The 26,557-nt window shown below is 47.1% G+C and carries 29 protein-coding genes and 1 riboswitch; of the genes, 9 read left to right on the top strand and 20 right to left on the bottom strand.

What is annotated here, in order from left to right:
* The 4 genes from ACJJI4_RS11450 to ACJJI4_RS11435 form a co-directional block, all read right to left on the bottom strand.
* Positions 1-480 (bottom strand): low molecular weight protein-tyrosine-phosphatase, encoded by a 480-nt coding sequence (locus ACJJI4_RS11450; protein ID WP_444928152.1) that lies wholly within the window; start codon positions 478-480, stop codon positions 1-3.
* A gap of 41 nt (positions 481-521) precedes the next feature.
* Complete coding sequence (locus tag ACJJI4_RS11445; RefSeq protein ID WP_444928151.1) at positions 522-1,250, bottom strand: hypothetical protein; 729 nt, start codon at positions 1,248-1,250, stop codon at positions 522-524.
* A 24-nt stretch (positions 1,251-1,274) separates the two neighbouring features.
* On the bottom strand, positions 1,275-1,943 hold the full coding sequence (locus ACJJI4_RS11440; RefSeq protein ID WP_444928150.1) for a class I SAM-dependent methyltransferase: 669 nt from the start codon (positions 1,941-1,943) through the stop codon (positions 1,275-1,277).
* 212 nt (positions 1,944-2,155) lie between these two features.
* Entirely contained in the window at positions 2,156-3,067 is a 912-nt protein-coding gene (locus tag ACJJI4_RS11435) for a LysR family transcriptional regulator (protein ID WP_444928149.1), read from the bottom strand.
* A gap of 106 nt (positions 3,068-3,173) precedes the next feature.
* On the opposite strand from ACJJI4_RS11435, the gene ACJJI4_RS11430 reads away from it, so the two are divergent.
* Positions 3,174-3,473, top strand: a complete 300-nt coding sequence (locus ACJJI4_RS11430; RefSeq protein WP_444893546.1) for a GFA family protein — start codon at positions 3,174-3,176, stop codon at positions 3,471-3,473.
* 67 nt (positions 3,474-3,540) lie between these two features.
* Here the strand turns inward: ACJJI4_RS11430 and ACJJI4_RS11425 are convergent, their stop codons facing one another.
* The 6 genes from ACJJI4_RS11425 to ACJJI4_RS11400 form a co-directional block, all read right to left on the bottom strand.
* Positions 3,541-3,984, bottom strand: a complete 444-nt coding sequence (locus ACJJI4_RS11425; RefSeq protein ID WP_282932386.1) for a YtoQ family protein — start codon at positions 3,982-3,984, stop codon at positions 3,541-3,543.
* A 156-nt stretch (positions 3,985-4,140) separates the two neighbouring features.
* Complete coding sequence (locus ACJJI4_RS11420) at positions 4,141-4,608, bottom strand: nuclear transport factor 2 family protein (protein ID WP_444928148.1); 468 nt, start codon at positions 4,606-4,608, stop codon at positions 4,141-4,143.
* 165 nt (positions 4,609-4,773) lie between these two features.
* Positions 4,774-5,655, bottom strand: a complete 882-nt coding sequence (locus tag ACJJI4_RS11415) for a phosphotransferase (RefSeq protein ID WP_444928147.1) — start codon at positions 5,653-5,655, stop codon at positions 4,774-4,776.
* Between the two features lie 12 nt (positions 5,656-5,667).
* Entirely contained in the window at positions 5,668-6,318 is a 651-nt protein-coding gene (gene pnuC, locus ACJJI4_RS11410; RefSeq protein WP_444928146.1) for a nicotinamide riboside transporter PnuC, read from the bottom strand.
* A complete protein-coding gene (locus ACJJI4_RS11405) occupies positions 6,311-6,574 on the bottom strand; it encodes a hypothetical protein (protein ID WP_444897651.1) in 264 nt (87 codons plus the stop codon). Before ACJJI4_RS11405 ends, pnuC begins: the two co-directional genes overlap by 8 nt.
* 61 nt (positions 6,575-6,635) lie before the next feature.
* Positions 6,636-8,777: a TonB-dependent receptor gene (locus ACJJI4_RS11400; RefSeq protein WP_444928145.1), complete on the bottom strand. Its 2,142-nt coding sequence runs from the start codon at positions 8,775-8,777 to the stop codon at positions 6,636-6,638.
* 55 nt (positions 8,778-8,832) lie between these two features.
* A riboswitch (TPP riboswitch) is annotated at positions 8,833-8,948 on the bottom strand.
* A 61-nt stretch (positions 8,949-9,009) separates the two neighbouring features.
* Between ACJJI4_RS11400 and ACJJI4_RS11395 the strand changes: the two genes are divergently transcribed.
* The 3 genes from ACJJI4_RS11395 to ACJJI4_RS11385 all read left to right on the top strand — a co-directional run bounded on the left by ACJJI4_RS11395 (position 9,010) and on the right by ACJJI4_RS11385 (position 11,552).
* Positions 9,010-9,846, top strand: coding sequence for an SDR family NAD(P)-dependent oxidoreductase (locus ACJJI4_RS11395; protein WP_444897649.1), 837 nt, complete (start codon positions 9,010-9,012; stop codon positions 9,844-9,846).
* A gap of 33 nt (positions 9,847-9,879) precedes the next feature.
* On the top strand, positions 9,880-10,173 hold the full coding sequence (locus ACJJI4_RS11390; protein ID WP_444928144.1) for a hypothetical protein: 294 nt from the start codon (positions 9,880-9,882) through the stop codon (positions 10,171-10,173).
* A gap of 428 nt (positions 10,174-10,601) precedes the next feature.
* Complete coding sequence (locus ACJJI4_RS11385; RefSeq protein WP_282932393.1) at positions 10,602-11,552, top strand: DUF2608 domain-containing protein; 951 nt, start codon at positions 10,602-10,604, stop codon at positions 11,550-11,552.
* A 425-nt stretch (positions 11,553-11,977) separates the two neighbouring features.
* Here ACJJI4_RS11385 and ACJJI4_RS11380 read toward each other — a convergent pair whose 3' ends face one another.
* On the bottom strand, positions 11,978-14,743 hold the full coding sequence (locus tag ACJJI4_RS11380; RefSeq protein ID WP_444928143.1) for a di-heme oxidoredictase family protein: 2,766 nt from the start codon (positions 14,741-14,743) through the stop codon (positions 11,978-11,980).
* Between the two features lie 1,261 nt (positions 14,744-16,004).
* A complete protein-coding gene (gene trmA, locus ACJJI4_RS11375) occupies positions 16,005-17,093 on the bottom strand; it encodes a tRNA (uridine(54)-C5)-methyltransferase TrmA (protein ID WP_444928142.1) in 1,089 nt (362 codons plus the stop codon).
* A 53-nt stretch (positions 17,094-17,146) separates the two neighbouring features.
* On the opposite strand from trmA, the gene ACJJI4_RS11370 reads away from it, so the two are divergent.
* Positions 17,147-17,551 carry a secondary thiamine-phosphate synthase enzyme YjbQ gene (locus ACJJI4_RS11370; protein ID WP_108733595.1) on the top strand — a complete coding sequence of 135 codons (405 nt, stop codon included), beginning with the start codon at positions 17,147-17,149 and terminating at the stop codon, positions 17,549-17,551.
* Positions 17,552-17,578: 27 nt separating this feature from the next.
* On the opposite strand, the gene ACJJI4_RS11365 is transcribed toward ACJJI4_RS11370, so the two are convergent.
* The 6 genes from ACJJI4_RS11365 to ACJJI4_RS11340 form a co-directional block, all read right to left on the bottom strand.
* Positions 17,579-18,604 carry a Gfo/Idh/MocA family protein gene (locus tag ACJJI4_RS11365; protein WP_444928141.1) on the bottom strand — a complete coding sequence of 342 codons (1,026 nt, stop codon included), beginning with the start codon at positions 18,602-18,604 and terminating at the stop codon, positions 17,579-17,581.
* Positions 18,605-18,754: 150 nt separating this feature from the next.
* Complete coding sequence (locus ACJJI4_RS11360) at positions 18,755-19,090, bottom strand: TusE/DsrC/DsvC family sulfur relay protein (RefSeq protein WP_444928140.1); 336 nt, start codon at positions 19,088-19,090, stop codon at positions 18,755-18,757.
* A 6-nt stretch (positions 19,091-19,096) separates the two neighbouring features.
* A complete protein-coding gene (tusB, locus tag ACJJI4_RS11355; RefSeq protein ID WP_444928139.1) occupies positions 19,097-19,390 on the bottom strand; it encodes a sulfurtransferase complex subunit TusB in 294 nt (97 codons plus the stop codon).
* Between the two features lies 1 nt (position 19,391).
* Complete coding sequence (gene tusC / locus ACJJI4_RS11350) at positions 19,392-19,754, bottom strand: sulfurtransferase complex subunit TusC (RefSeq protein ID WP_444907989.1); 363 nt, start codon at positions 19,752-19,754, stop codon at positions 19,392-19,394.
* A gap of 1,273 nt (positions 19,755-21,027) precedes the next feature.
* Positions 21,028-22,035, bottom strand: a complete 1,008-nt coding sequence (locus ACJJI4_RS11345; RefSeq protein WP_444928138.1) for an agmatine deiminase family protein — start codon at positions 22,033-22,035, stop codon at positions 21,028-21,030.
* Positions 22,036-22,681: 646 nt separating this feature from the next.
* Positions 22,682-22,816, bottom strand: coding sequence for a hypothetical protein (locus tag ACJJI4_RS11340; protein ID WP_444928137.1), 135 nt, complete (start codon positions 22,814-22,816; stop codon positions 22,682-22,684).
* Positions 22,817-23,170: 354 nt separating this feature from the next.
* Here ACJJI4_RS11340 and ACJJI4_RS11335 point away from each other — a divergent pair, with 354 nt between their 5' ends.
* The 4 genes from ACJJI4_RS11335 (at position 23,171) to ACJJI4_RS11320 (ending at position 25,662) form a co-directional block, all read left to right on the top strand.
* Positions 23,171-23,974, top strand: a complete 804-nt coding sequence (locus tag ACJJI4_RS11335; RefSeq protein WP_444928136.1) for a hypothetical protein — start codon at positions 23,171-23,173, stop codon at positions 23,972-23,974.
* An 11-nt stretch (positions 23,975-23,985) separates the two neighbouring features.
* Positions 23,986-24,459 (top strand): hypothetical protein, encoded by a 474-nt coding sequence (locus ACJJI4_RS11330; RefSeq protein WP_444928135.1) that lies wholly within the window; start codon positions 23,986-23,988, stop codon positions 24,457-24,459.
* Between the two features lie 89 nt (positions 24,460-24,548).
* Positions 24,549-25,325, top strand: coding sequence for a hypothetical protein (locus ACJJI4_RS11325; protein WP_444928134.1), 777 nt, complete (start codon positions 24,549-24,551; stop codon positions 25,323-25,325).
* Entirely contained in the window at positions 25,318-25,662 is a 345-nt protein-coding gene (locus ACJJI4_RS11320; protein ID WP_444928133.1) for a hypothetical protein, read from the top strand. Before ACJJI4_RS11325 ends, ACJJI4_RS11320 begins: the two co-directional genes overlap by 8 nt.
* 258 nt (positions 25,663-25,920) lie before the next feature.
* Here ACJJI4_RS11320 and ACJJI4_RS11315 read toward each other — a convergent pair whose 3' ends face one another.
* Both ACJJI4_RS11315 and tusB (ACJJI4_RS11310) read right to left on the bottom strand, forming a co-directional pair.
* On the bottom strand, positions 25,921-26,256 hold the full coding sequence (locus ACJJI4_RS11315; RefSeq protein WP_444928132.1) for a TusE/DsrC/DsvC family sulfur relay protein: 336 nt from the start codon (positions 26,254-26,256) through the stop codon (positions 25,921-25,923).
* Positions 26,257-26,262: 6 nt separating this feature from the next.
* Complete coding sequence (gene tusB / locus ACJJI4_RS11310; protein WP_444928131.1) at positions 26,263-26,556, bottom strand: sulfurtransferase complex subunit TusB; 294 nt, start codon at positions 26,554-26,556, stop codon at positions 26,263-26,265.
* Position 26,557 lies beyond the last annotated feature (1 nt).

The raw sequence follows: 26,557 nt of genomic DNA, 5'->3' as shown, positions 1-26,557 counted from the left end.
TTATTCTCTGCTTTTAAGCTGCTCGATAAATGCATCAGATGCTTGTTCTATAAGCTGGAGAATATGTTGAAACCCTTCAATACCACCATAGTAAGGATCGGGTACTTCAGCTAAATCACAATCTTGCAACACTGATAAAAATAACCCTAGTTGGGCGTCTGATGAATCAGGCTGCAAGGATTGCAGTGCTTCCAGGTTATCTTTGTCCATCGCAAAGATATGATCATATTTTGTAAAGTCGGTAGTGGCTACCTGGCGAGCGTAGCTATTTTCAAATGAATAGCCATTTTCTTCACCAATAGCCAAAGTTCGGGGATCTGGTCGCTTACCCGCGTGGTAGCTGATGATACCCGCGGAGTCGACGGAAACAGGAATACCCGCCTGCTGTGCCTTGGTGCGGAAAACGGCTTCCGCTAAGGGAGAACGACAAATATTACCGAGGCAAACAAATAATATCGAGAGATCTGAATTGGCTGTCAAAATAGCTCCAAGATACTTCGGGTAAATTAAAGAGGGGTATTTTAATCAAAATATCGAATGTTTACACGTTGGCTATCAGGGGCAATAGAAAGTACAGCTTTAGTCTCAATATAAAAGGGCTGATTTTCATTTGAAAAATAGTTGGGGTTAAGCTGCTTTTGTGTGAAAGAGACCGCATTCTCTGTTGTCCAGTAAGCTTGCTCTGGTCCCCAGTTTTCAGGCTTTAGCTCGTATAGTAAGTCCAAAGTATTTTCAGATAGCTTGTAAACCTGTAAGGCATTTTCATTAAAACCGGCATCCAGGTCTTGTTCGGCAACAAAAAGGTAGCCGCCTTGTGGAGACAGCAAAGGGTAGCCGGCAAGAGAATATTCATGGCCGTTTCTCAAGTCGAGCAAAATATAGGAATGTGCTTCCCAGAGCTGTTGATGAATCAGTAGCAGGTTATCAGTTATTTGCTCAATTGCAGAGTAGGCTATATGTTCTGCGGGGCTATTAGCGGGAAGGATGTCTGTGTACGTCAGTGATTTTTCGCTATTCAGGGCTATAGTCAGGTGCCCTGGTTGCGTCCGCTGGATATGGTTGACTTGATCACTCAATCCACTTTCGATTGACCGTGCACAGTTTAGAGAATTGTGAATATCAATGCACTCAAATTTATCTTCAAACACACTGAAATGCAGGCCCAGGCAATAATTGGGAACTACTGCTAAAGCTGACAAGGTAACGAATATCAGCGGGTTTCTCAGCCCCAGCTTAAACGAGAACTTCATCCTCATAAGTGCCCTGTAGATACTCTAGCCAGTGATTTTATGCCGCGCACTGAATAGTGCTACACACCCGAGAACTTCTATTTTGTACTCCTTAAATCGACTGGCAAGGAATTTATTGAGGTCCTCTTCACAATCCTGGGTATTAGAAAATATCCCTTTCTTATTGTAGATAGCCATTAATTTCTTGGCAGCTCCACTTTTCGGTACGCCTTCAGACAGGATGGTGGAACCAAATACGGTGCCTGATTCCGATAGCAGGGTTGCGACATTATCCAGCGCAACCAGTTTTTCTGACAGCTTGCCGGGAAGGCAGTGAAATAGGTAATTTAAGGAAATTGAATCAAAAACTTCAGTCTCTAAAGTAATTTTATCCAAGACATTGCAGCGGAACTGTGTTGGATTATACCGAGCCACTCTTTGCGCTGAGATATCCAGGCTGTTTTGGTTCAGGTCCATCAGGGCGAGGCGGACTGTGTCGGAGGGGAAATGGCACTTATCCATAAAGTAGCCCGTTCCGACACCTACATCCAAGTGGTTGGAAGATATATTTCGATTGAAGTGCTCTAGTATTCCAGGAGTTGGGCACTTCCAAATAAAGCGGTTTGATATGCCCAGAACCCACATATCATAAAGCCAAAGTATGGGTTTGGAATAGACAGCTTGGCCTTGTTCGACCTCTTTAGTGATTGTCACTTCAATCTCCAATGTATGACTGTTGTGCGGCTTTACCAATAAAGGAGAGGGGATGTATCTACAGTGTATTTCGAGAGTATTGTTTTCACTCTCTTCAGCCCCAGTAGCAAGCCGCTTATTATTATTCTATGGTACCACCTATTGTGGTGCTAAACAGCTGAGTGTTTCACAGAGGATCTCTAATCGCTGCAGAGTTCTTTAGCGGCACATTCTCACTCATCAAACAGGCTAAAGTCATACTCCTGCAAGCGCTCTTGTGCAAAGTTCAAAAACACGTCAATTTTCTTTGAATCTTTTCGCTTTACTTTATAGATAGCACCTACAGTTTTATCTTTTCGCTCCAAGTCAGGGAGTACCTCTACCAGTCGCCCCTTTTTGATGTCCCGTTGGCAAAAATAGGAGGGAAGCTTGGCAATGCCATTCCCGTTTAATGCGGCTGCTCGGGTATGGAAAGTTTTGTTAGATATTAAATTTCCATTGAATTGATAGAACTTCCCATCAATTGACCAGCCATCTTCCAGGCCGTCAAGGCGAGTTAGCATGATGTTGTGTTGGCTGAGCTCGGCAATGGATTTGGGGCAGCCGTGTTCTTCCAGATAGGTCGGTGCGGCAATAAAAATAGGGCGGATACTAAATAGGGGCTGGGCGTAAAACTGGCAATCGGGCAGGGTTTCCCAGACGCGAAAAGCAATGTCGATATCGTCCTCGATTAAATCCAGGTGATAGGGGCTGAAGATAAGCTCCAAGCTGAAATCGGGGAATGCTTTCTGAAAATCATTGCAGATATGACTGAATACTTTTAAGCCGAGGGTTTCCGGAAAAGTGATTTTTAATTTTCCTCGGGTGAGCGTTGCCGCCTCTGCAACCTGGTCTTCCAGCTCGGTGAATGAGCTGATTATTTTTTGCCCTTTCTGGTAAGCAATCCTTCCGGCGTCTGTGACAGCGATTGCCCGGGTGGTGCGATTGAGTAATACCTGGCCAAGGGCCTGTTCAAGTTGGGCAAGAGTCTTGCTCACGGTGGGCGTAGACAGGCCCAAGTGCTTGGCAGCTTTGCTTAAGGAACCGTGATCAACAACACTGCAAAAAACGTTGATCAAGTGGTATTTGTCGTACTCTCTGCGCACAGACTATTTCCTTAAAGCTAAAAGATCTTTTCAATATATCCCCTTTGTTAAATTAAAGTAAATAGTAAACTCCTTCTCCATGCTAATCGACCAGGGAGATAAGGCTATGAACCCGTTAACTTGTCATTGTGGAGCGATTCATTTCAACAAGCTTATAGATGCCCTGTTTGTACCAGCGGGCCAAAGGGGGCACGCTGATACTGAAGTCGCTATCCATATCAGCGATCCTGAAAAGTCACTGCGCAAATATCACTTTAAAGAGGGGGCTTTACGGGAGAAGGCATTCTGCAAGCACTGCGGTGCAGAAATCTATGCGATCAATCGTAGCGGCGAGCTAGTGCACAACCCATCAGCAGAGGCAGCCTCTCGGCCGAACTATGCCGGTGTCCTTAATTACGGCTTTTAGCTGGCGGCACCTACTGGTTGTGCAGTTTTGTTAGTAGATGCCTGCCGGCTTGCTATCCAGAGGCTCTTTAGGCCTGAGTGGTTAAGTACTTTAGGATATCGACAACCTGTGCTGGGGTCTGTGCCCAGGCCTGGGCGGCACCGTCCACTTCCTTGAGCGCGTGCACCAAGGATTCATCGTGAAGTGTGATATAGGACTTGCCTAAGGCTGCGCAAAAGCCGGCATCAAATGCGGCGTTCCATTGTTTGTATTTCTCGCCGAATCGAATCACCGCCAAATCACAGTTTTCAATCAGGTGCTTGATTCGGATTGCGTTAACTTTGGCAGATTTGTGATCCCGCCAGAAAGCGTTCTGCTCCTCACCCAGGCCATCACCAGCGGCATCGCTGGCGTCGTGGTTGGTGACTGCGGAAGAGAAGGAGATATCCAGCCCTTCTTTTTGGCAACCATCGATAATTTGCGCACGCCAATCGGAGTGGATTTCGCCGGAGAGGTAAACTTTAAGCTTCATTGAGTGGCCCTTTAGAACTGGAGACTAATATGCAATTTAGAGTCACATACTAGCACTTGGAAGCTTTGAAATCCGGTAGTTGTTCTAGTTGGGAGGGGACTGAGAGCGATCAAATGGACACAGGCCCTGTGCGATCAGGGCCTGTAAGGCATTTTATTATAGGACTTGCTGCTCAAACTGGACGTCTTTGGGGAATTTCTCTGCGGGCAGGCGGGTTGAGTGTAATTGGGCTACTAGCCACTTGCCATCAATTTTCTTAACAATGGCGCTTTCCAACCACACCACTTCTTTATTGCCATCCTCGGATTTAAAAATGGACTTGGTCCAGTAGTTGATGGTCAGCAGGTTCTCACGCTCTTCAAAATTGATAATGCTGAAGTAGTTGATTCTTTCCAGCTTTGAGGGCTTGGGCTTCATTACGGCGATAAGGTCTTCAATATCCCAGACTTCACCGTGCTCAAGGAGTATAAAATCGTCGCTGACGCCGTCTCGCATAGCCTGGTGGTCCAGGTTTGAAAGCGCAGCAAACAGCCCGTCTATCGTTTTAAAACCCTCGGGTTTCTCTACCGCTTGTGCGTTGATTGCGATCAAGGTAAGTAGTATTGCAAAAAATGATCTGATCACAGGAGTACCTCTGTGGTTATTTTTGGGGTGTGAAAAAGGGGAGTCTTTTAGTCGAGTCGGGCCCTAGTTGAATTACTTCGACAGCAACCTCGAAAGCAACTTGGATTGCGCCGCAGTGACTGAAAGTCGCTTCTTGGGGATTGGGACTATTCTAGCAGGGATTACTCAGTTGAGGCTGTGAGCCGATAGGCCTTTCAATAACTGTTGGGCTTTTTTCCCGATATATCTCCCTTGCTCCGGGGACCTTAGGCTTTGGTTACTCCATTGTACCCCGTGCCAGAGAATACAAAGGTAGCCGTAGATCAGCTGCCATAACCCCAAGCGCTGATTGTCTTCAGGTGACACAGTGCGATTAAGATAGCACTCCAGTAAACTATTTTGCTCTCGCTGATTCAAGTTGTGTTCCTCTACCAAAACAGCGAGGTCATAAAATTTATCCCCCATTGCTGCGTACTCCCAGTCGATAGCGTATAGCTTGTCAGAGGGAGCCCAGATCAGGTTGCCAACCGTTAGATCGTTGTGACACAGGCAAAATTCGTCGCCCATCCGATAAGCAGCGTCAATTAATTGCGGAAGTTTCTCTTGCAGTGTGTCGAGCAAGTGGAAATAACTGGCTCGCTTGTCGATAAACTGCCTGTAACTAGAGATTTTCTCACCGATGTTTAATTGGGCATCAATTGCAGGGGAGCCGTGTATACGGCGCAGCAGATCGGCAAGTTTTTCCAAACTGTGGGCGACATTTTTATCCCAGGGAGTGCCTTCAATATAGCGGGTCAGCAAATATCGGTAATGCGGGTCACAGTAAACCAAAGGGGCACAACTATCGGAATATGTGGCAGCTTGCAGCGCCTGCTGTTCAGCAGCCCTGTCGAGATTGAGCTGATCGCTGATGCTGGAGTTTATCCGCAGCACCATCCGCTGATCGGCGGACTCAACCAGAACGGCGTTATTGGTCAGCCCCCCAGCCAGGGCCCTGACCACCGTGGGCCGGACCTTGCTCCAATGATGCCAATCATTGGGGATGATGTTGCTCAAGTCCTGGCTCATATCAGTTGGTCACTATGCCGCTGCCATTGTTTGAGGAGCGCTAGCGGGTTGTTGTTTCTCTTTTCGGAAAATGGCCAACCACTGGAAATAGCCAATCACAACCAGCACCAGGTACAGCATAAACAATACGGCAGTAAGGTAGAGTTCTCTGTCCAGGTAGAGATAGATTGAAGCTCCGTCTACGACAATCCAGTAAAGCCAGTTCTCCAGTACCTTCCGGGTGACCATATAGGTGGTGACGATTGCCCCCAGAGTCGTGAATGAATCCAGGTAGGGGAGGGCGGCACTGGTGTTGTGATCCAGCAGGTAGCCGATCAGTAAAGTCAGTATCAGGGTAGCGCCAATAACTATCGAGTGGGTTTTTCCGCTCCAGCGGTGGATTTTCAGATCGTCCTGCTGGTTTCGGTGATTTCGCCATTGCCACCAGCCATAAACTGCCATCAGCAGATAGAAAACCTGTAGTGCAGACTCCATTAACAGGCTGACATCCCAAAACAGAAACAAGTAGATCGTCGTACTGACAAAGGCGGCATACCAGCAGCTGATTTTCTCTCTCATGGCCAGAAGTAAATAAGCCAGAGCCAGTATTACAGCGGCTACCTCCCAGAGGGACATGGCCGCAATCGAAGCGCTGATTGCGGTGCTGATATCCTGGTCAAACATGCGCTTCTCCCGGGGCCAGGTCGCCGTCAATAAACTTGCATACAAAAATGGCGCGGCCAAACTGTTCGTAGGATTTGCGCATTTCCAACTTGAGCATATCCATCAGCAGATCGTAATCGCCAAACACCTGAGTACTCATTGTATTGGTGATTACCTTGAGTTCTGGGTGGCTGTTTAACTGTGCGATAAACGCTTGAATAGCCGGGATGTACTCATCCTTTAACGGATACATACTGATTTCGACAGAGAGCTGCATAATTTCCCTCTTGATAGAGAGTTCTGGAGCAGCGAAGCGCTGCCCCAAAGTCACTGAGTGATTAGAAGGTGTAGGTGCCTGTTACCCCGGCAATTCGGGGCTCACCATACTGATAGTAGGGCTCGGGTGCGTAGCCATTAGCCGGGTTGTTGCCATACTGGTTACTGAAGTAAAACCCGCGCACATAGTAATCTTCGTCAGTCAGGTTTCTTCCCCACAGGGCAACATCCCAGTTATCTCCCTGGTAGGTCAGACGAGCATTGACCAGTTCGTAGGCTGTGGATTTTTCGTCGTGGCTGTTTGAGAAGTAGAATTCGTCTTTACCCTCAAGCTCCAATCGCAAGATCAGGTTGGGAAGCAGATCGATTTCTGTACCGGTGAAGAACTGGTAGTTGGGGGCGTGAGCGATATCGCGGCCATCCAGATCAACCGCTGCCAACACTGTTCCTGCGTAGTCATCGCGGGCATCGACGTGGGAACTGCTTTCGTAGTCTTTAAATTCCGCATTCAGCCAGCCAGCAGAGGCGAAAAAGCGCAGGGCTTCGGTAGCCTGATAGTTCAGTTCCACCTCCAAACCAGTAGTACTTCCGCCGACTGCGTTGGCAAGGTAGTCACTAAACGAGTAGTCGGCAGGGTTAAAGATAGAAACCTTGGCCTGAACGTCATCCCGGTCCTGGTAGAAAGCCGCAACCTGGGCTTGCAAACGATTCTCCAGCCAGCTGCCCTTAATACCTAATTCATAGTTGAGCATATGTTCGGTATCGAACTCGAACATGTCACTGTTGATCTCAGTATTGCTTGTTGATTCTGAGATGATTCTGCCGTTTACACCGCCGGCTTTATAGCCCCGGGAAACCGTAGCGTAGAGCAGGGTGTTGTCGGTGTAATGGTATTGCAGGGAGATATTGCCGCCCCACAGGTTTTCTCCATTATCTGCATCGATGCTATAGGAATCAGAGTAATCGGCCTCGCGTCTTTCCAATCTCAGGCCGGTGATCAAGTTGATCGCTGGGGTGATTTCCGTAGAGAGCTGGCCGTAGATGGCAGAGTTTTCAGTATCAAAAGTGCTGCGGAAGCTCTGGTTGCGATTTAGGTCCTCGCGCTCCGTGCGGCCATAAAGGCCCACAACCCAGTGGCTGCGATCCCAGAATAACTTGGACTCTTCGGTAGAGAGTACGCGAAGGTCAATACTGATATTGTCTTTATCGCGCTGGTAATTATCCGTTGAGCTGTATTCCCAGGAATGAAAGCCGACATAGCTCCAATCCTCATCGTAGCCATATTCAGTATCTGAATCGGCGAGGCTGAGGGTGCCTTCAAGGGTAAAGTTCTCGTTACCAGACCATTGAGCAGTCAATGCGCCGGCAAAGGTTTCCTGGCGATCCCAGCCGGGCTGGTCAGATTGGGTTTCACGGGTATTATAGAGAGAGAAAGCATCGTAGCCGTTATCAACGTCGATATAGAAGAGGGTAACGCCCAGCTTTAAATCGTCGGACGGGGAGTAGGCCAGCTTACCGCGCAGTACAGACTCATCAATATTGCTGGTGTCATCGCGGTTGAGGTACACATTCTCGGTATAGCCGTCGGATTTGCGTTTGCTGGCAGCCAGTCGATAGCCAAGAGCATCGCTCAAAGAACCACTGGTAGCTGCGGACAGACTCTGTCCATTGTACTCACTCAGCTCGGCGGACACCTTGGTGGTCGACTCACTGGTGGGCGCTGCACTGGTCATGTTGATCAGGCCGGCCAGGGCATTAGCGCCGTACACCGTGCCCTGTGGGCCCCGCAGGATTTCCACTTGATCGATATCCAGGGTGCTGGCTGCGAGCCCCAGGCCAGTAAAGTCGATACCGTCGATGATCAGGCCAACTGAGGGGTTTACTGGATCGATAAACTGGCTGCGCTCACCAATGCCGCGAATCTGTACAAATCGTCCCCTGGAGGCGCCAGACGAAAAATTCACATTGGGCGCCATGTTCAAAAGCTGGTCCAGGTTGGCCGCGCCCCGCGCATCGATCGCGCTTTCATCCAGTACGGTAACACTGGAAGGTAGCTCCAAAAGGTTGGTTTCCCGTAGCTGTGCCGTAACCACCACTTCCTCAAGCCCGGTTTCTGCGGTATTAGCGGTGGCGATACCGGCGAACAGGCTGCTGGCAAGGCTGACAGACCAGGCAATAGGGTGGGTGGGAAACTGTTTTTTCATGGTTCTCTCTCGAATAACGGCAGTGAAAGAGACCCGGAGTGCGACGTGGGGAGGTTTTGCTTTGTCTACCTATTCCTACGCCGGTATTAACCGGATCAGGTTCAAGGGTTTGTCACGACAGACCAATTTGATCCCCGGACATCTCAGGCAAGGCCACCCCTTAGGTTTTGCGGGCGCGATGATAGCAGAAACTGGGGTATAAAGTGGTAAAAGCAAGGAAGGGAAAGCGCTTATGGATCAGGTATCTTACTTCAGTGGCAAGACGGCACTGATTACCGGTGGTGCTTCTGGAATCGGTGCGGCCTTGGCCTGTCGACTGGCAGCATTTGGGGCTCAAGTCATTATCGCGGATATCCAGCAGGACCTCGCTACGCAGGTTGTCAGCCAAATACAGGAGTCCGGTGGGAGAGCATCGTTTGTTCACTTGGATGTTCGTAACTATGATCAATTTTTTCAGGTCATTAGTGAAGTATCTCCGTTAGATTTCCTTTTTAACAATGCTGGCGTAGGAGTTGGAGGATATTTTTCCGATCATAATGTTGAAGATTGGAAAGCGGCGATTGATATCAATTTGTTTGGCGTTATTCATGGGCTCCAATGTGGTTTCCAGGCCATGAAGCGCCAGGGCTCTGGCCATATTATCAATACTGCCTCGATGGCGGCTTTAGTTCCGTCGCCAGCAATGGCTGCCTACTCAGCTTCCAAGAGTGCTGTGGTAGCAATATCAAAGGCTATTCGCCCTGAGGCCGAGTCCTGCGGTGTACGAGTGAGTGTTTTGTGTCCCGGGGCAGTATCAACGCCGATTTTGCAGGGAGGTGGCGTCAATGGGCGGATGCCAACTCCCATTCCTCCTCAACAGCAGGCAGAAATGTTCGAGCCTCTGGGGCCAATATCTGCTGATGCTTTTGCAGAAAAGGCTTTGTCTCAAATTGCAAAGAACAAAGAAATCATTGTTGTGCCAGCAAAACTTAAGTTGCTGTGGTGGCTGGAAAGATTGTTTCCTTCTTTGTTGTGTCGCCTTTCCTTTAAGCAGATGGAAAAAATACTTCAGCCTTTGGGACTAAAATAATTGTATCTTTGGAAAGGTGGAGTAAATTGGGAAATGATAATTTCCTGTGACCACTGTGGTGAAGTTTGGGAGTTTTCTGCTGAGACCCTGTCGAACATTCAAGGAATAGCACGGAATTTTCCTGAGGGGCGCATTACTGCAAGCTTACTAAAGGCGCTGAGAAGGGAACTTAAGCTGCCCATGCTCTACAGCAAAAATTTTGCTAATCATTTGACTATGAGAGAGGGATGCTGTTTTTACTGCCAGGAGCCCCTGGGCATAGAAGAAGCGTTTATAAAACACTGTCGGGGCTGTGGTGCCTTGAATTTGGATCGCAGATTTGCTTAATGGGGAGCAGCTTATTTAGAAGCACCCGGCGTGCCGAATTATCAGCATGCCGGGGTGGGGGCGGGGCAGCTTTATGCCGCTAATAGCAGAATCTAATATCCTGGTTTGGAGAAAGTATATCTATGAAGGGACTGGTGGTTGTATTGTACGACAACAATATGAAGCTCTGTTCAAATTATTCACAGATTAAGTATTATTTCTTTGCTAATAGAGCTGGCGGCTTACGCTTCCTATTTGGTACCCCCCTCAGAACTTGATTCGATTTTCTGTTTTTCTGGCTCTGAATGATAAATTGCTATTTTTCAGGGGCACAAGTTAAGTACTATCTAGTCTAGGCATCATGCCAGTACAGTCTCTGTCTCCAGCTACGCCAAAACCATTCACTTTTTTGTGTTAATAATCAGGGTAAGTAAAAAGGAATTTATTTTATGAGCAAGTTTAATTCTCTACTGTATTCGATTGTTTTAATTGTGGCTTCTCATTGTGTGTCTGCCGGTGCTATTAAGAAAGAGGTGAACAGCTTTGAGGACGTCCAGAATATAATTGAAGAATCAGCTACCCCAATAAATACGTTACTGGTTATGGATAATGATGACACCTTGAGTATGATGCCTTGCGCTGAAAAGTCTCAATGTCAATATCTTGGTGGCGCAGCTTGGTACTCATGGCAGGAAACTTTATTGGAAACCGATCCTAATTCAGGTTTCCTTGTGGCAAAAACAAAAGAGGAGTTGATTAATATATCCGGTTTGCTCTTCTCTGTGAGCAATATGGTTTATACAGATGACAATATTGTGCCGGTACTTGACAGTTTGAGGCAAAGTGGGGTGCGATTGATGGTTGAAACTGCAAGGGGTGATGCAGATGTTTCAGCTACCGAGAGACAGTTCAAACGCTTGCCAACCCCGAATACGTCCTACCAAAATTTATTAGAGCTTATTCGGTCAAATACTCTCAACTTCAGTCCAAATAATCAATTTAGCCTTGCAAGTCCGTTTAAGCCCTGTGATTTAAGTGAGGCAAGGCCAGTAAGCTATCGGCAAGGTATTATGTACTTAGCAGGGCAAGATAAAGGCTTTATGCTTGACTGCTTGCTGCGATCCTACAATTCTTCGGCTAATAGTAGTGAGCACTACCTAATTTCCAACATTATCTTCATTGATGACAGTTTTGAGAATGTCGAAAGTGTTTACCAGGCATTCAAGGACAATAAGAAATATGAGGTAATAGCCCTGCACTACACCCGTCTAAGTAAGCACAAGCAGGATTTTATGGACGGGCCTCAGAAAAAAGCATTACAAGAAACTGCGAAAAAGAGATGGGAAACCATCATGGCGAGTCTTAATAGTGCGCTATTAATGCCGGCTGTTGAAAACTAGTTTAACTTCCTTGTAACTAAGCTCAACGGCTCCATGTCTAAACTGTCATCCAAGTAAAAAGGGAAGTGTATACGTCTACCTCCAATATTTAATCGATTTTGGAGGTGCCGAGCACTCAGAAGAGATGGTAGTCGTTGTATAACGATTAATCGGTTATAACTCAGTTGAAGAGGGAGGAGCATTAACCGGCTGTAATTTCGCGAGCCACGCGCCTAGGTCTTTTTGGCAGAGTGCAGGCTTGCCGCACCATTGCTACTGAATCGATTTTTTAAGTTTTGATAAAAATAGAACACGTTATTTGCGGATGGACGTTTCTGTAAAAGCTTTGAATTTTTCCAGTGAACAATAACGTATATCTCCACCAGAAAGGTATCCAGCAAGCTATGACCTTAGCTGGATACCCTTGTGATTGGTTAGGTTATGGTTTACAGCGACTGTAAGAACTTGAGTAGCGAGTTTCGCTCTGAAGCCGACAGATCAATATAGTTCTGTTGGCTCTCAGCAGCTTCTCCCCCGTGCCAGAGAATGGCTTCTTCAATAGACCGGGCGCGACCATCATGCAACAAATTACTGTGACCATTCACTGCGCTATTAACACCCAATCCCCATAAGGGAGGCGTTCTCCACTCGCGGTTGTACTCCGCGCTAATCGTTAAGTTGTCTGCCAAACCTTCGCCCATATCATGCAGGAGTAAGTCTGTATAGGGGCGAATGACCTTGCCTCTCAACTCCTCAAGAGGGTGAGCGTGATTGGTGTTCATCTCTGGCCGGTGACAGGATGAGCAGTTGATCGATTCAAATAGAGCTTCACCCTGAGCCACGATGGATTCATTGATTAAATCGGGATTTCTGGGCGGTGCGCCCAGTGCCTGAAGATAAGTAGCTAGGTCGTCCAGGTGAGAATCAGTGAGCTCTTCGTCGTGATTACTGTGCTTTTTACATTCCAGCTGTTCGATACCACAGTTTGCATTGGGTTCCAGTGCTGTGTTCACGCCAATATCATTGTTCAACGCATCTGCTGAGAAGCTGCGCAAGCTCGGTTGGGTAGCTTTCCAACCAAAGCGTCCTACCTGGGGAAGAGGTGTTGAGCCCGTATCGACTAGTGATACTCGCCCAGAGATACCATCGCTATTGGAATCGTTAGGGTCGTGCCACTCAAGGATTTCTGTTTCGTCAACCGCCTCAAGTAAGCCCAAGCCAGTGATGTTTTGTGGCATACGTGGCGAAAAGTAATCAGCGGATGTGTTTTCACCTTCATTGGTTGTTACTACATAAGTGGGGGACTGTAGGGTGTAGCTATCCCCATTGGCATAGCTATCTTGAATGGGGCTATAGGTGACTTGAATAGATCCTTCTGGAGCTATGTCACTATTGAGTGAATGGGTTTGGAGGACAGGGCCAAAGTAGTGGTTTGGCAGGGGTTGTCCTGCTTGGGTTATTGCACCGGACGACAGCTTAAAGACCATCGAATTGGGAACACTAGCCTCTGAGGGGGCCGGGCCCCGGCCGTTATTGATATGGCACGCCAGACATGATTGCTCAATGGTTAAGCCTGCTGATAGGTTTGCCATTTGGTTGAAGTCTGGGTTCCCGAGTTCCTCGTGCTCTCCGGTATTAAACCGGGTGTGGAATATCCTGCGACCATCTAGAAACTCGTTGTGCGTCTCCCACTGGATGTTGAGGGCTTCTCTGAAGTAGGCTGTCCAGTCGGCGATTCCGCTATCCACGATGTAAGTATCATAGACATCAATACCATCCAGTATTGGGTAGGTGACTTCAACTGCATCAGCGTCGGAAGCCGTTGCCCATTTACCATCGCTGCCTGCGTAGTAGGTAAGAGTATTATCGTCAGTATTTACTGAAATGACTTCTGAAGCGGGTACCGGGTCAGTAGCCCTGATGTATGCTGCGGTTGCTTCACCGGCACTTTCAACAGCGGTCTCAGTTTCCAGGTCTGCAACCATATGAATACCAGGTTGGCCCAGGAGAATGCGGTAGGTGTCTGTGTAGTAAACTGTCTGCCCACTGACATTCTCATCGCCCTCCTCAATGCCAATGAATTGCTGAAACTCCACCTCCATCCATTCGCCGACTTCCAGCTGCCCGTCATCACCATCGTGAGCATCGTAGGTGATACGACATACCCAGACTTGGCCACTCCCATCTTCATCAGCTTCCCGGTAAGGGGTTTCATCAAATCTGGCGTTGCTATTAAAGTCAGCGCGGTGTTCATTTGAATAAGAGGAGCGGCATTCGGGTGGCCGATAAAGCGCGTATTCGGCAGAGTAAAAGATCTCAATCAGGTTCTCACCGGCGGGCGTATGGTCGTGAATCTCTATGCCAAAGGTTCTGTGTTCAAAGTAGAAGGTCGGGAACTCGTAAAAACTATCCTCGGATTCATGTCGCAGACGTGCTCGGCCACTTGCCAGTGTTACAATGGTGCCATCTTCCTGAATATACCAGTGTTGAGACTCTTCTTCTGGCTGCTCAGTATCAAATAGAGGGGTATATTCTATGGACGCGGTTTGATTAATTTCCTCTGCCGCACGATCAAAAACCATCAGTTCCCACAAACTATATTGCGAACTCCCCTCACTGAGTTCAGTTCCGTTTAGCTGGATATAGCGATACTCTCCACCAATTAGGTGAGAATCAATGCGTTGGCCATATTCTCCTGAATCAGCTGTTGCCAGGGTGGTCCATGTTGTGCCGTCGCTTGAGCCCAGTACCTCGTAAGATTTTGCGTTGTGGTCGCCCCAGTCTATGACCACTTTGCTGAGCAAGTGTGTAGATTTAAGGTCAAGGGTGAGGCTTGATGTGCTGGCAGTATCACCACTTTCCCAAAGTGTCCTTCTTAAGTCATCAATGGCAAGGACCCCGTTGCCAGAACTGGAAGAGATAGTTCCACTACCTGCAATGTTTTGTCCAACCTCTTTATCGGACTCAGCTGGATCACTGTTTGAATTTGGTGTCTCTTCGTCGGACTCATCCGGGTCACCGCTTGAAGTCGGTGTTTCATCAGTGGAGCCGTTGCCCTGAGAGTTGGGGGTAGCTTCTGTGGGGTCTTCATCAGAGCTATTATCCCCGCCTCCACCACCACATCCGGACAATACCATTATGAATAAGGCGAAAAATGCTGTTAAACAGATTTTTGCCAGTGGATTGATTGTTTTCTTGAAATACGGATCCATATATTTCTCTTTTTATCAACAGCTATTTATAGTAATAGTGATGAAATGAACTTTATCTGTAATTTAAAAGGAGAATTTTCAAAATTCCTGTTGAGGGTGCTTGGTTCGGGGTAAAAATAATTTAACTATTATTTTTGGTGTGTGTCCTTTTGTTTGTATGTGCTGCTGTCTTTTGGTGATGATTACTCTTGGCCAATATTGGATATGAATTTTCTAGCTTGATTTGTAGGACGACATAATAGTTATATTTTTTATTTGCATCGTTATGCTGCGTCCAGAAGGGATGAATTTAAGTTAAAAAGGACAGCGATATGAGCTTGTTCTCAGCTTTCTGTTTTACTTCGCATGAAGTATGTGATAAGGCGCACCTTATGTCTGTGATTTAGATCGGTGTATTTAATAGGTCTGGCTTATAGATTGATATCGTGTGTCAGTTGTGATGCTGGGTGCGTTAAACAGTTAATCTTAGGTCTTGTGTAAGATTTGGTACAACTAAAAATAGTTGTTTAAAGGTTGGTATTTAGTTTTCTACCCACAGTTACCTTTATTCCCTTGGGTGTTTTTATTAATTAACAAACTCACCAGCACTAGGTGTCACGCTCTAAGGAGCCTCTGAATAACTCCGTAATGCCTCTGCGGGTCTTGAAGGCTGCAGATGTTAGGCGCAGCTCGCCGTGAATGGCCGTAGTCCTTTGCAAGAGCTGCAACGCAGCAGCTGTGGCCTTCAAGGCCCGCCCTTCGGGGCTTGCAGAGCGATTCACACTCCGCGTTGCGACTTCTTGAAAGGTCTAGACATTCCTGCGAAGCCGCGCCTTGATTGTGAACCGCTCTGCATGCCAGAGGTATCACGGAGTTATTCAGAGGCTCCCTAAGTCTTGATAATTAATTTTTTATACGCGAAGGTGTTATGTATATTGAAAGGTGAGCCGTACTTTTTTATGAATGGTTGTCGAACATTGAGCATCGCTACGTCGAGCCTGCTTCGTGTAAAAAGCCCAAGCTTACTGGAGTGGCTGGTTTTGGCCATTGATTAATACAGCAATGACTTGAGCAGGGTGTGTAGATTATTTAATGGTGCTCATCGTTTGGAAAGTAAGCCGAAATCTCTTCGGCTCAGATAATATCGAGAAATGAGTATAGTTTTTAATAGCTACTTGTATTGCTGAGCTTTGAATCTTTATGGTGATTTTATAAATGGACTTAGGAAGGGCTCCAGCGTTCAATAGGATCAGAATGCTGGAGGCCTTCAGCTAGTGAGGCACTACTTCCTCACTAGCAATAACCCGGTTTCCGTATGATCTGTATAAGGGAACTGATCAAACAGAGCAAATCGTTCAATGCGATGGGTTTTGGTCAGCGACTCCAGGTTTTCCAATTGGGTTTCCGGATTGCAGGAGATATACAGGATTCTCGGGAAGCGGGCGACCATCGCACAGGTGTCTTCATCCAAGCCCGCTCGGGGGGGATCAACCAGGACGGTGGAGAAGTCGTAGCTATCCAGATCTATATCCTTAAGGCGACGAAAGGGGCGTACCTTATCGATGGCCTGGGTAAACTCTTCACTGGATAGACGTACGATATCCAGATTGGTGATCTGGTTGTTGGCGATATTCTCCTGGGCCGAATTTACCGATACCTTGGAGATTTCAGTGGCCAGGACCTTGCGGAATTTCTCGCTGAGCGGGATGGTGAAATTGCCATTGCCACAGTAGAGCTCCAGCAGATCGCTATCACTGTCTCCGCAGGCACTTCTCGCCCACTGGATCATGGAACGACAGATCTCTCCATTGGGTTGGGTAAAGCTGCCTTCTACCTGTTTGTACTGGTAAGTTTTCCCATCGATATCCAGTTTTTCGGTAACGAAGTCACGCTCCAAAACCACTTTTTGCTTGCGCGAGCGCCCCAAAATCGGGAATCCCAGCTGAGCCTGGAGTGCTTTGGCTTCCAGCTCCCAGGCTTCGTCCAGTTTCTTGTGGTATATCAGCGTAATCAGCGCATCACCACTCAGCGTGGTAAGAAACTCGGCAGAGAACAGGCGCTTGCGCAGGACTTCGCTATTATTGACAGCAGCCAGCACCTTCGGCATCAACTGGTTCATCAGCTCAGAGCCGACGGTAAACTCATCGATGATAAAGGGCTTCTTGTACTCACCCTGGCGGTACATGGCGTAATTGGCTACACCTCCCTCATGCCACACCTTGAATTCGGCGCGCAGGCGGTAGTGAATGGGTGGGGAGGGGAAGAGTTCCGGCTCCAGGTCAGTGAACTTGCTGTAAGCTTCTCGCAGGCGCTCGGCCTTGCTTTGAAGCTGTTGTGGGTAGTCGTCAGTATTAACGCGGTACAGTGCCATATTACAATGCGGTGTCAGTACAAAAAGCGGGCGCGAATTATATAGGAAACCGTATGGCAATAGGTGAGATAAAAATTCCGGTTCATGGGCAGGGGCTTCACGAGTTTACCGGCAGTGTAGTTGATTGGGTCAGTGAACAGGCTCCCGATGAGGGCCTGTGTACACTTTTCATACAGCACACCTCTGCAAGTTTACTGATCCAGGAAAATGCCGACCCCAGTGCGCGCCGTGACCTTGAGAACTGGCTCAATCGACTGGTGCCGGAAAATGACTCGCTTTATACCCATACCCTTGAAGGGCCAGATGATATGCCGGCCCATATCAAATGCAGCCTTACCGCGACCAGCTTGTCCATTCCAGTGCAAAAGGGGCGTCTGATGCTGGGTACCTGGCAGGGGATTTACCTTTGGGAGCACCGCCATCACCATGGGGCTCGGCACGTTATCCTGCATATCTGATTCAATACACCGCGTTGGTGGCGATAGCTAGACGGCTACGCTAACTGCCTGGCAGTACTGGTCGATCAATGACTGGGTTGTGCGGGCTCTTTCGATAGCCTGGATACGGTCAACTTGATTATCTGGTCCTGATAAGCAGCAGAAGTTTTCGATCATCTGTACCGTCTGCGATTGCTCTATTGGGACTTGTTGGTGCTCGAACTTATCTGGCGATGCCTGACCCCTGCGAACCACAAATTCTGGCGTATATTCAGGATTGTAAAAGGCAGCGCTGTCTCTCCAGTCGAGTACAAAGTCGTCTAGCTGGATCAGGCCGCTTTCACCCAGGATGTCCAAGTCCATTTGCCAAACGCCTGAGTCATATCCGAATTCAAAAGTTGAAGTCTGCCCGCTGGCAAATTCAATCAGGCCCGCACCGCTAATAATGGTCCCTGTTTGTGGGTCCCGCTTTATCGCTCCTGAAATTGTCTTTATTGCTCCTGTGGGGCGCATATATTCGACGATTGCACGCATGTTGTACCAGCCGATATCCCCGATTGCGCCAGTGGGTTCTTTTTGTGAATTGAAGCGAATATTGTTGTGGTCCATCATCGAGACAAAAAAGGCGCTGTGAATTCTGTTAACTGGGCCCAGATTCTTTTTTTGTTGCTGAATGATTTTGGCCGTGCGGGGGTGGTGGGTGAAATGTGTGGCATCCATAAATGCCAACCCTTCAGACTGAGCCCGAGCGGCAATTTTGTCGACCGAGGCAGTATTGAGAAAAGGTTTCTCGCAGAGAAGATGCTTATGGTTGGCCAGTGCCGCGAGGCAGATTTCCTCGCGGCTGGTGGTGGGGCTAGCCACATAAATGGCATCCGAATCTTGCGCTTCTAGCAGGGATTTCCAATCCTCGTAGGTATTGGGAATTTGATGCTCATGGGCAAACTCCTTGGCTTGCGAATACCGTCTGCTGGCAACGGATGAGAGGCAGGCATTGTTAGCACGACTGATTGCCTTGCAGGTAAAGTCGGCAATTGCGCCACTGCCGACTATTCCAAAGCGCAGCTTTAACATTGGATGACTCCTGGTGAGATTTAAAATTGAGAGCGATAGATTACGCTTCTACCAGAGTCTAGAGCAGGTGATTGATGGGGGCGGTCAGCCGGATATTTAGAGGGGAAATTGACCAGGCTGTTTCAAAGTGCGCCTGGCCGGCGGAGAAATTTACAGGCAATTAGTTGGTTTAGGTAAGCCGGCAACTTTACTGGCCACCCTTGCTGGGCTTGGGGGGAAAAGTTGCATCAAATAGATACTGCGGCCCTTTTCTGCGCCTAGATGCTGGCCAATATATTTCACCAGCGGGCGCATCGCGGGGGAGAGTTCAAACTCGCGGTAGAATTCTTGTAACAGCTCAATAACTTGCCAGTGTTCCTCGGTTAACTCGATGCCCTCAGCATTGGCTAGCTGAAGGGCGGCGTCCCGGCTCCAGTCGCTGAGGTTGCGCAGGTAACCCTCCTTGTCCAAAGGGATTTCCTGGCCATTGACTACTAGGTTGCTCATTTTTTGTTACCGAAACCAGCTGACTATGGGTTGATGCTGGGTACAGAGCTGTACCCAGCGCGCATCATCGATCATTTCCACTTTATCCATATTTGCTGCAAGTTGCTGCTGGCCACGGGCAGCGGTGTCTGCTTCAAGGCAGAAAATTTGAGTACTTGGCACCGTTTCCAGAGCCTTGTGCCTCAGCGCATAGACACCATCTTCAATAAGCAGGAACGAGTCATCCTGAGTAAAAGCACCCAGGCATTCCTTAAGGGCACTGCTGGTATAGGGGGATTTACTGACAATATGCAAAGTCATATCAGAAGCTCAATACGGTGGGGTAGGCGGCGATCAGTGAGCCAGTATCTTTTACGGCTTTAGTCTCGGCGCCGGCAACCTGGATCTGCTCCAGGGTGATATTGCGTTCAGCAAGGCTTTTCTCACAAACGAAAAACTGTTCAATGCCAAACATCGGCAGAGCCTGCAAATTGCGTCGCAGGCTTTTCTGGCCGATATCCGCAGGTGATTGCTGGTCCAGCAACTGGAATACCCCATCGCCGAGAAATAGCAGGTCCATGTCCTGTTCCATCGCGGCCGCTGCCAGTACGGCTTCGATACCTTCCCGCGCCAGGGCATTGCCGTAGGGGGCGGTGCGGCATAGGGCCAATGATTTAGTACTCATGCTTAGCCTCCAAAGGTAATCAGGCGATCGGAAATTAGAAATTATTCTGGACACCCATAGATTGGAGAAAGGCGTTAACAGTGTTGCTAGCGCTAACCCCAGTATCTATTTCTTTCTGTTTGCTAGGGAGCCTCTGAATAACTCCGTGATGTCTCTGGCATGCAGAGTGGTTCACAATCAAGGCGCGGCTTCGCAGGAATGTCTAGGCCTTTCAAGAAGTCGCAACGCGGAGTGTGAATCGCTCTGCAAGCCCCGAAGGGCGGGCCTTGAAGGCCGCATCTGCTGCGTTGCAGCTCTTGCAAAGGGCTACGGCCATTCGCGGCGAGCTGCGCCTAACATCTGCAGCCTTCAAGACCCGCAGAGGTATTACGTAGTTATTCAGAGGCTCCCTAGTTAAGTTGAGATGAAGTGCTGAAGGTCAATGCTGGCCTTAGGAAAACTGCGCTTATGGGCAAGTAAGGAAAACAGCATCGAGAGAATCGGGGGGGCTAGCAGGGTGTTGCAGAAAGGTGTAGCTGAGAATCGCCTATGCTGCGTACCTAGTTTTATTGAGTCACCTGCAAGCGTGTCGTACGGCCTCTTCTGTCGCTCACCGCCTACAAGTGGCAGTAGCTTTTTGGGTTGCACTTCTAAGATTACTGCACGAATACGCTGTAAAATGGGAGTGTGATCAGGATTTTCTGAAGTTTTTGCCATATTGGCTCGGATGAGTTTGAGGTCGATATAGCCCACACAGGCGGCAAGAGCCTTTTCATTCAATAAAGCTTGGGATTTAACGCGTCCTTCTCAGATGTGCTCCGTGCACTTATCTTCAGCGATAGACTCGCAGGGATCAAGAGTATCGCTGTTTAGATAGCGCTGGGCCAAATTAGGGGCCTTGAATATTCTTTGCCAGCGATCAATCACCTCGAAAAGAGACCACTTATCAGCAGTTTTTTTATCAATGTAGAGTACCACTTGGTAATGATTGCTCATTATTGCATAGGAGGCAAGATCCAGGGCAAAACCTCAGTCAAATTATGCATGCGATTTTCAATTCACTCGCGTCGATGCTCGTAATCTTTCCTGGATACACTATTCCGACCATAAAGAAATGCTCGCCGTACACAGCGGGATACGCAGTGGTAATAAGGTTTGCGTCAAGAGATATCTGGGTGCTTCGCGGTAGAGTCATCGGCTGTACGAGTATTAGTGTTTTGCAGATTTGTGCTTCTTTATCAATAATGTTAGCGATCTATACATTATGCTTGATGAGCGCCTGATAACTTGATGCTTAAATTATTATTTCTTGTTGTGTAGAACAGTGAACACTGCCACCACCAGAGGCAATTCCATCAATTGCTATTTGCTCAATATTATGATTTGGAAAGGCCTCTTGTAAAATAGCTCTGGCTTTCGCGTCTGCGTTTTTATCACCAAATTTTTGAGAGATTATTGCACCGTTACAAATATAGTAACCAATATAGCCTGCGGCAAAGTCTCTAGTGCCAAATCTTTCGTTAATAATTTCTGGTGTATCCAAAATATGTAGTTTAAGTGGGTTTTCATCTGCGTCGACACTATTGCTTAATGTTTTGATATTTTCACGAGTAACCCAATAGTCATAGGAGGATTGATAATTATCCCGGCTAACTATCACTTCACCTGGCTTAATAAAGCGTGCATAAAAATCGGTATGGCCATCTGTGATATCCTTACCCTTAATACCTTTGAGCCAAATAATCTTCCGTAATCCGAGTAGTACCTTGAGTTCCTCCTCAATATCAGACTTTGACCATCCTGGATTGCGATTCTCATTGAGAATGCAGCTCTCAGTCATTATTGCGGTGCCATTGCCGTCAACTTCAAAGCATCCACCCTCCAGTACGATATTTGCTCTCTCATGGATTGCTCCAGATCGATTAGCGATATACTTGGCGACATGTTTGTCTAGTGAGTGCTCCTGTTTGTTGCCCCAACCATTGAAATTGAAGTTTAAAGCGATTTTTTCTCCATAGTTGGATCTTACGAAGATAGGGGCAGTGTCACGGAGCCACAAGTCATCGATTTCAAAAGTGTGTAGCTCAATTTCATAATTTGAACCATCTAAATCCAGTAGTGTTTTCGCTTCATGTAAGTCCTTTCTGCTCACCAGGATAGATACAGGCTCATAATTGGCAATTGTATTCGCAATTAATGCCAGATTTCTTTTCACCTCAGGAATTTGCTTGTGTGACCAAATGTAATTGTTTGCAACAAAAGCCATCCATGTTCTTTTGTGTTGGCCACTTTCATCAGGCATGTGAAGCGAGCTATAGGCTAAGCTCTGCGAGGCTATTGTTTTTTTTGTGAGTAAGGAGCCTCCGAACAAAAGGGAACTCATCTTAATAAATAGTCGTCGGTCAATCATGATGGCTTACTGCAATTTTGAATGGTTAATTTCTGAGGTTTATTGGTTCAAGTCTAATGTCATTTTGCATTTAAGGCTATAAGTTCATGTGAAGTTTGCAGTCTAATTGCTATATAAAAATTATATTAAAATATATTTTCTTTTTAAGTGGGGTTGTCGTGTGTTTGAAGAGGATTTGTCCTATTTGAGTGCGCTCTATAGAGCCTTAATCTATCTTGTTGTTTAAAAGTATAATTAACTAATATTATATTAAATAATTTGTTTACATTAAGAGTGCCCGGTTGTTGCTGGGCGATACGACCTGTAGAGAGATTGTTGGGGGAAGCTTTACTGGCTAAGGCTCCAGCGACCCGTGCACTTGTCTTCAGCATTAGCTCGGTAAGCGATAGGCTCGTTTAAACAGCGCATGAACCGGCTGACACCTGTTAAGCGTTCTCGCCATATCGAAGCGACATGATCTAGTGTCTTAAGCTCGTAGCGTTCAAACTATGGCCGTTTAGATAGCGCCGGGCCAAATTAGAGGCCTTGAATATTTTTGCTAGCGATCAATCACCTCAAAAAGAGACCACTTATCGGCAGAGTTTTTGTCAATGTAGAGTGCCACATGGTAGTGGTTGCTCATTACTGTATAGGTGGCAAGGTCCAGGGCAAAAATCTCAGCCAAATTATGCATACGATTTTCAATCCACTTGCGTCGGTTCTCGCCGGATACACTATCCCGGCCGCAGAGGAATGCTCGCTGTACTTAGCGGGATAGGCAGTGGTAATAAGGCGTTGCGCCAAGAGATATTTGGGTGCTTCGCGGTAGAGTTATCGACTGCAAACGTATTGATATGGGGGGAATATCCAGTGTTTTGTGGACTTGCGCTCTTTTGTCAATGGTGTTGGTGGTTTATACTTTATGTTTGATGGGTGTCCAAAAATGTTGTTTGCCACTGCAGTTTTGATGCCGCTCAAGGGGCGCTCGAAGACGTAGGCTCTGAATTAATAAAAGAAGCATCTGAAGAATTTATCTTAGAAGGCTAAAATGTTCGAGAATTACCAGTTTAAAACCGAAAGAAATGCTCAGTGGGAAAGAATTGAGGTCTCTAAGCGGGAAGATGGAAGAGCGGAAGTTTATAATCAAAAAGATAAGGCGTTTTTCTATAACGGATTTGATGAAACTGATTGGCGTAAAGTTGAGCCTCATCATGTTGGCAACCTTGCGCTGTATCCAAAGAAGACGATTGCCGGCTGGAAAGACTACTTTAGCTATTTTAAAGACAACCCATTAAAGCTGTATCAGGTTGCTGACTTGCAACAAGCTTTATTGGAGGGGAGGGTTGGGGAGTATGCTCACCCTCAAGATGATGCCTATTATGTTTGGAACTTTTGGGGTGATACTTGGCTCCCAGATTCAATTATAGACATAGAGATTCCGATAAAAGAACCGATAGTCCCGCTTGACGCAAGCTTTGCCTATAGTTGTGCTATGCGAAACCTTACGGGCTGGTTAAAAGATACGGACAATAACAGTGTTGGAAGCTATTTAGAATATCTACCACGCTTTATGGATGCCATGCCGCCATTATTAGACGCCCGGTTATTTGATTTCAAGAATTATAAGATCAGGCAGACACTATCCCCTGAGTTGCCGGTGCGTATTGGGCCGGCTAAATCCCGTATGAAACAATTAATCCGTAATGCCCATGGTCTGATAGATCCGACCGATAAAAAACGTGATTATAAAGTGACAGTGGCTAAAAACTTTTTTGACGTATTTGATGCTCATAGTGACAAGCTGGGTGAAGATTTCCCGCGCTTTATCGCCGAAGCCTTGGAAGAAGAGTAGGGAGTTAGGTTGTGGAAGCTGATGGAACGCTGTTAATACTGAATCCTAAAGTGGTTTTACCCAAGCTATTGGTAACTTTCAATTGTATTAGCTGGTCAGCGCTGACCGAGCTTTATCAATTAGCGGGGCTTAAAGAACCGTTAGAAGAATTAGACTATTCCCTCCTCGTTAATGAACCACTGCCTACGCAGGGTGCCGAGGAGGTATTGGGTGGCGTAGCAATTTATAGCCTGTCCGATGCCTGGATGTACTTTGCCAAAAAGCTTGTAGAGCAGGGGAAAGGTATAGAGCTTTATGGCGTGATTGAGCGGGATGGCGGCAATATTGAATACTATGCCGTGCGAGATGGTCTGCGCTTTTGGGGGGAGTTTAGTCGGGAAGGTGATGATGAAAATACCGCTTTGGCTGAATGGTTAGCTGAATTGCCAAATGACGTGCGGGAGTATTTTTTAACTCAGGTTTCGGTGGGATGTGAAGAAGACTAATGCCAGGTTTTATCGAACGAAGTGATTAGTAGTTTAGCCAGTCTAGGCTTTGATGAAGTTGCTGATGTGGCCGTTGCAGAGGATTAGAAATGTCGAGCCAGCCTGATTTAGAATTCACCAAAGATTCTGAGTGGAATAACCAAAGAGAAAGATATTGGAAGCCACTTGAAACAGACTTAAAAGAGAATAACCGCAGTGCAAAGGTTGCTCAATTTAAGCAGCTATATATGACAGGAACTTGTGATGACATTCCAACGCTTAGAAATGCAGAGCGAAGTGGCGCCATCGTTATATATTACCCTTTGCAGACAGCTGAAGGTTGGGATTTTGCATTTCAAAATGAATACTTGAAGCCTGATCTCTTTAAGAAGTTTTTTTATGATTCGTTAGAAAATACTTATATAAACTGGATGCCAAGTGAAGAGGTTCAGCTTCGCTTCTTTGATTACTTTCACCCTGAAATCTATCAGCATGTGGTTAAAAGTCGTGTCCCTATAGGTCGAGATCAAAAAATTATAGAGTTAGAAGTTGATCTATGTGACTTATTGGGTAGGCAGCTGTCCAATTTGATTATGTATGTTAATGATGATTATTACACTCCCGTAATTGATAGGAGAGCCTATTTTTTCTCCTGCTTAGATAAAGTGGGTGATGTTGGACCTCATGCGGAAGAGCCGGCACCAAAGTGCGGGAGAATCATAAAGCGTCTATTAAAAGCTAGAGTTCAATTACTTGGCCAAAAGGTGGGTGAAAAAGAAGATAAAAAACTTGAGTTTTTAGATGAGCTGTACAGTCATATTGCTAATAAACCCGTAGACCCTAGTATTAAAAAAATCTGGCAAGAAGTGGTTGCTGAGTATGAGTGAAAATCAATTTGCTATTGATATCAGTGTCCCGCAGGCCCAATTGTCAGACTGGGTAGTTTTAATTCAAGGTTTGTGTGATGGACAGTTGGGCGCTTACCTCGAAGAGCGGTTGGAAGCTCTTAACCCAGACTCCCTGGCTTTAATGGATAAAGTGCTGGACGACTGGTGTAGCTATAGTCGTCCTACTTTTTATGAATTTGAACAGCAGGGTAATCGGCTACGCTGCCACGCTGAAGGCCCAACCGGATTTCACCGCGGTCTTGAAGTTTTTCGTGAGGCTTTGGTACTTTGTGGGGCAACGGTTAACGTGGATGATAAGAGTTTGTTGGAGCTTTAGGGATACACGATTTGGACACCCCGTGCGCCTAGTTAAATCGGCAAAAGATTGGAGATGGAAGCCCTCTGCCCGGTAAGGTTTAGCAAACCGCTGGGACCCTGAGTCATGGGCGTTGTTTGCAGCACATATGGATTTGAGCCTAAGGGGCAAATAACTCAAGAAAGAGAGCTGGCCTTATAGGTTGGTTAGATTAAGTTCACTTAGGTGGTCTGCCGGCCAGGTTGTTTCTAGCTTACCTGGCCAAGTGTAGTGAGGGGATTATAAGCAGTTGGTCGGCTTAGGTAAGCCGGCAATTTTACTGGCCACTTTCGCTGGGCTTGGGGGGAAGAGTTGCATCAAGTAAATACTGCGACCCTTTTCTGCGCCTAGATGCTGGCCAATATATTTTACCAGCGGGCGCATAGCGGGGGAGAGTTCAAATTCGCGGTAAAATTCTTGCAGCAGCTCAATAACTTGCCAGTGGTCCTCGGTTAACTCGATGCCCTCAGCACTGGCTAACTGAAGAGCGGCATTCCGGCTCCAGTCGCTGAGGTTGCGCAGGTAACCCTCTTTGTCCAAAGGGATTTCCTGGCCATTGACTACTAGATTGCTCATTTTCTGTTACCGAAACCAGCTGACTATGGGTTGATGCTCGGTACAGAGCTGTACCCAGCGCGCATCATCGATCATTTCCACTCTATCCATGTTTATTGCAAGTTGCTGATGGCCTCGGGCAGTGGCGTCTGCTTCAAGGCAGAAAATTTGGGTACTTGGCACTGTTTCCAGAGCCTCATGCCTCAGCGCATAGACACCATCTTCAATAAGCAGGAGCGAGTCATCCTGGGCAAAAGCACCCAGGCATTCCTTAAGGGCACTGCTGGTATAAGGGGATTTGCTGACAATATGCAAGGTCATA

This window comes from Microbulbifer maximicatervae (SeqCode) (assembly GCF_052467305.1).
The sequence above is the reverse complement of the archived record's forward strand: the minus strand, read 5'-3'. Positions and strand labels throughout refer to the sequence as shown.